At 58.9% G+C, this 4,106-nt stretch carries 4 protein-coding genes and 1 tRNA gene; 3 read left to right on the top strand and 2 right to left on the bottom strand.

Annotation, left to right across the window (positions count from 1 at the left end; genetic code table 11):
* The first annotated feature begins 140 nt into the window (after nucleotides 1–140).
* On the top strand, nucleotides 141–440 hold the full coding sequence (locus AAC083_RS06535) for a c-type cytochrome (protein WP_108536127.1): 300 nt from the start codon (nucleotides 141–143) through the stop codon (nucleotides 438–440).
* 50 nt (nucleotides 441–490) lie between these two features.
* Here the strand turns inward: AAC083_RS06535 and recQ are convergent, their stop codons facing one another.
* A complete protein-coding gene (gene recQ / locus AAC083_RS06530) occupies nucleotides 491–2,314 on the bottom strand; it encodes an ATP-dependent DNA helicase RecQ (protein ID WP_108536126.1) in 1,824 nt (607 codons plus the stop codon).
* 133 nt (nucleotides 2,315–2,447) lie between these two features.
* Between recQ and AAC083_RS06525 the strand changes: the two genes are divergently transcribed.
* Both AAC083_RS06525 and AAC083_RS06520 read left to right on the top strand, forming a co-directional pair.
* Nucleotides 2,448–2,912, top strand: a complete 465-nt coding sequence (locus AAC083_RS06525; RefSeq protein ID WP_042035920.1) for a thioesterase family protein — start codon at nucleotides 2,448–2,450, stop codon at nucleotides 2,910–2,912.
* Between the two features lie 123 nt (nucleotides 2,913–3,035).
* Complete coding sequence (locus tag AAC083_RS06520; protein WP_108536125.1) at nucleotides 3,036–3,563, top strand: AbiTii domain-containing protein; 528 nt, start codon at nucleotides 3,036–3,038, stop codon at nucleotides 3,561–3,563.
* Nucleotides 3,564–3,828: 265 nt separating this feature from the next.
* On the opposite strand, the gene AAC083_RS06515 is transcribed toward AAC083_RS06520, so the two are convergent.
* A tRNA-Pro gene (locus tag AAC083_RS06515) sits at nucleotides 3,829–3,905 on the bottom strand.
* Nucleotides 3,906–4,106 lie beyond the last annotated feature (201 nt).

Raw genomic sequence — 4,106 nt, 5'->3', positions numbered from 1 at the left:
GGGCAGTTCGGTGGCAAAAGTGTTGATCAGCTTCATGGTAGTGCGATTCGTCCCTGCGTATGCTCGTGTCACTCTTTATACCGCCGTCGGCCCACTCAGGCTAACAGGCGATCGCGCTATTTCATTTCAAGGGGGAAAAGATGCAAAGATGGTTGGGCGCCCTGCCCCTGCTCATGTTGTTGTGGGGACAAGCCCTGGCGGCCGATATCGAGACGGGCAAGGCCAAGGCGGTGGTCTGCTCCGCCTGCCATGGGGTTGAGGGCAAGGCACTGATCCCCGGCTATCCCCATCTGGCCGGCCAGAATGCCGCCTATCTGGTGAAACAGTTGAAAGCCTTCAAGGACGGCAGTCGCAAGGAACCCCTGATGCTGCCCTTCATGGCCCCGCTAACCGAGACCGACATGGAGAACCTGGCGGCCTACTACGCCAGCTTGAAATAGCCTCGCGGTGCCCGGCGGACGGGCGCCCCATTCCTGATGGACCTGCTTTCCTAGCGGCGGCAGTAGTCGATGATAAGGTCCATAAAGGCTTCACCGAAGCGCTCCAGCTTACGATGCCCGACGCCATTGATGGCCAGCATCTCGCCCTCGGTCATCGGCATCAGCTGGGCCATCTCCACCAGGGTCGCATCGTTGAACACCACGTAGGGCGGCACCTCTTCATCCTCGGCGATCTGCTTGCGCAGGCCGCGCAGCTCCTTGAACAGCCGTTTGTCATAGTTGGCGTTGTCCAGCAGGCCGTTGCGCTTCTCCTTGCGACTGGAGATGGGCTGCAGCCGTGGCACCGCCAGTTCCAGCTTCATCTCACCACGCAGCACAGGGCGGGCCGCTTCGGTCAGCTGCAGCACCAGATTGCGGGTGATGTTCTGGGTCAGCAGCCCCTTGTGGATCAACTGGCGGATCACACTCATCCAGTACTCGTGACTCTGATCCTTGCCGATGCCGTAGGTCGACAGCTTGTCGTGGCCGTGATCCTTGATGCGCTGGTTGAGAGAGCCGCGCAGTACCTCCACCACGTAACCCACCCCGAAGTTCTGACCCACCCGCCAGACGCAGTAGAGCGCCTTCTGGGCATCTTCGGTACCGTCATAACTCTTGGGCGGATCCAGACAGATGTCGCAGTTGCCGCACGGCTTGTCGTTGTACTCGCCGAAATAGTTGAGCAGCACCTGACGACGGCAGGTCTGCGCCTCGGCAAAGGCCGCCATCACGTTGAGCTTGTACTGCTCAACCTGCAACTGCTGGGGATTTTCTATGTTGTCGAGCAGGCGCCGTACCCGGCCTATGTCGGCGGGATCGTACAGCAGCAGCGCCTCGGCCGGGGTACCGTCACGGCCAGCCCGGCCCGTTTCCTGATAGTAGGACTCGATGTTCTTGGGGATGTCGTAGTGCACCACGAAACGCACGTTCGGCTTGTCGATACCCATGCCGAATGCCACCGTCGCCACCACTATCTCGATGTCATCCTTGAGGAAGGCATCCTGGGTCTGCTGGCGCTGGGCCAACGGCAGGCCGGCGTGGTAGGGCGCAGCCTTGCTGCCATGGCGGGAGAGGCGCTCTGCGACCTCTTCCACACGGTTGCGGCTGGAGCAGTAGACGATGCCGCAGTTGCCCTTCTGGCTCTGCACGTAGCGCAGCAACTGCTCCGCCGCCTTGAACTTCTCCACCAGGCTGTAGCGAATGTTGGGCCTGTCGAAGCTGGCGGTGTGGACGAAGGGATCGTTAAGCTCCAATCGGTGCAGCATGTCGCTGCGGGTCGCCTCGTCGGCGGTCGCGGTGAGCGCCACGACTGGCACTTGGGGGAACCACTGCTTGAGCCGCCCGAGCGCCGCGTATTCCGGCCGAAAATCGTGACCCCACTGGGAGACACAGTGGGCCTCGTCGATGGCGAACAAGCCGAGCGGCAGTTCCGCCAGCCGATCCATGAACTCATGCTGCAGCAAGCGCTCGGGGGAGACATACAGCAGTTTGATCTCGCCACGACGCATGGCGGCAAAGTTCTGGATCATCTCCTCCCGGCTCAGGGCCGAGTTGATGTAGATGGCCGCCACACCGTTGGCCCGCAGGCTATCGACCTGATCCTTCATCAACGAGATAAGCGGGGAGACCACCACCCCGAGCCCGGGGCGCAGCAGCGCCGGGATCTGGAAGCAGAGTGACTTGCCGCCACCGGTGGGCTTGAGCACCATGGCATCACGTCCCGCCACTATTTGCTCGATGATCTCCAGCTGGCCCGGCCGAAATTGCTGGTAGCCGAATACCGCCTGCAACAGGGCAAGAGGTGTATCGGGCAAGGTTTCGGCAATGACGGTCATGGGCTCTCCTTTGGGGTCGCCATTCTAAAGCAGCCGCCGCTCACAATAAACCTGCCATTGCGACTGTTAATGAAGTGTTGCAGACTGGCTGACGTTTTTACTCGGCGTTGATGACAGGGAGCGGTATCAGAGAATGAAACACATGCTGAAGAAGATGGCGCTCAGTGGTATTGCCAACCTGTTCGCCGAGCGGATGCCGTTCAACAAGCTGATTGGCATACAGGTGACCCACTACGACTTCGAGAAGGTGGAGCTGCGCATCAAGATGGATGACAAGCTAATCGGCAACCCCTTCCACAACATCTTGCACGGCGGCGTCACCGCCAGCCTGCTGGATGTGGCTGGCGGCATGATAGTCGCCGCCTCCTGCATCGACGAGCTGGAAGACTTCTCCCCCAACTACCTCAAAGAGCGCTTCTCCCGCCTCGGCACCATAGACCTGCGCGTGGACTACCTGCGCCCGGGCCGCGGCAACGAGTTCATCGCCACCGCCCACATCATCCGTGCCGGCAGTAAGGTCGCCGTCGCCCGGATGGAATTGCACAATGAAGAGGGCACCCACATCGCCTTCGGGACCGGCACCTATCTGGTGGGCTGACTCACCGAGTGCATAAAAACAACACTGCTAATCTGATTTTAATCATTAGAATCGTTACCCCCTCTGCCACCCACGGGTCCATACTGACATTCGGGATTGTGTGCAGAGGGAGGATTGCAGGCGATGAGTGCGAAACGGGCCACCAAACCATCCAGAGCCTTGTTGACACAGATCGAGTCCATGCTCGACGAGGTGCAGACACCCGAGTGTCGCCACTGGCTGGAACAGGAGCTTGAGGGATACTCTCTCTGTTCGCCCCTGCCCTGGTATCGCATCGTAGCCTGTCGGCAACGCGGCCACTTCATGGATCTGAAGACGGGAAAATATTTGACCTGTCATATCAACAGTCAAACGCTAAGCCAACGCGATCTGGCCCAGATTCAGTTCATCTATGCCCGTGAACCCGCCACCCATTATCTACTGCAACGCAATTCCGGTATTGAACCCTGGCCAGAGCAGCTGCTGGAAGATTATCAGGAGCAGTTGATCCCCGGCCATTTATGCCTGCAAGCCTGGCATGAACCCGTGTCTTCATTACGTTCACAACTGATGGAGGGAATCGAACATTTCATTAGTGAGTACCCCAAGCACGCGGCCTTGCAACCTCAACACAGCTTCAAGGCATTGCGGCATCAGCACTGGCATATCTGAGTAAGCGCCTTGCGCGCAAGGAGGGCACCATAGACAAGACCCATAGTGAGATTGCCACAATCTAGAGTGCCGGAGTCAGGATCAGACTCCACCCTGGGCCACCGAGCGGTGGCCCTTTTAATGCCTGCACACTACGACGGCACCCGGATAGATGGGCAAGAAAGCTGCAACGACCTCGGCATGCCACAACCAGCCAGACATTCCGTACCGGGATCGGTAAAATCCGAATGCGAAAAGGCCGCTCATTGAGCGGCCTTTTCTAAAATGGTCGGTGTGAGAGGATTCGAACCTCCGACCCCTTCGTCCCGAACGAAGTGCGCTACCAAGCTGCGCTACACACCGATGTCTGCGGGGCGAGAATTTACCTAATGCCCCGACATGACACAAGCCTTTTTTGTGTTTTAAGGGAAAAAAATGGCCGTTCGTTCAACTATTCAGCGCTTTGGCACCGGGTTCACAGAAAGGGCGTAAGGGCGTGACATTTCTCCAACCCACCCTAGGGAAGCTGAAATTCGGCGGGTCCCAGCAAGCGGCGCTGCCAGT

The organism is Aeromonas sp. HMWF014 (genome assembly GCF_963878295.1).
GTDB classification, from domain to species: domain Bacteria; phylum Pseudomonadota; class Gammaproteobacteria; order Enterobacterales; family Aeromonadaceae; genus Aeromonas; species Aeromonas popoffii.
Note: the sequence above shows the minus strand (reverse complement) of the source record. Positions and strands in the feature narration are given on the sequence as shown.

Bases quoted from the DNA above. Each gene is read 5' to 3' on its own strand.
- AAC083_RS06525 (WP_042035920.1), top strand. From the start codon at position 2,448: ATGAAACACATGCTGAAGAAGATGGCGCTCAGTGGTATTGCCAACCTG.
- AAC083_RS06535 (WP_108536127.1), top strand. From the start codon at position 141: ATGCAAAGATGGTTGGGCGCCCTGCCCCTGCTCATGTTGTTGTGGGGA.
- AAC083_RS06520 (WP_108536125.1), top strand. From the start codon at position 3,036: ATGAGTGCGAAACGGGCCACCAAACCATCCAGAGCCTTGTTGACACAG.
- recQ (WP_108536126.1), bottom strand. From the start codon at position 2,314: ATGACCGTCATTGCCGAAACCTTGCCCGATACACCTCTTGCCCTGTTG.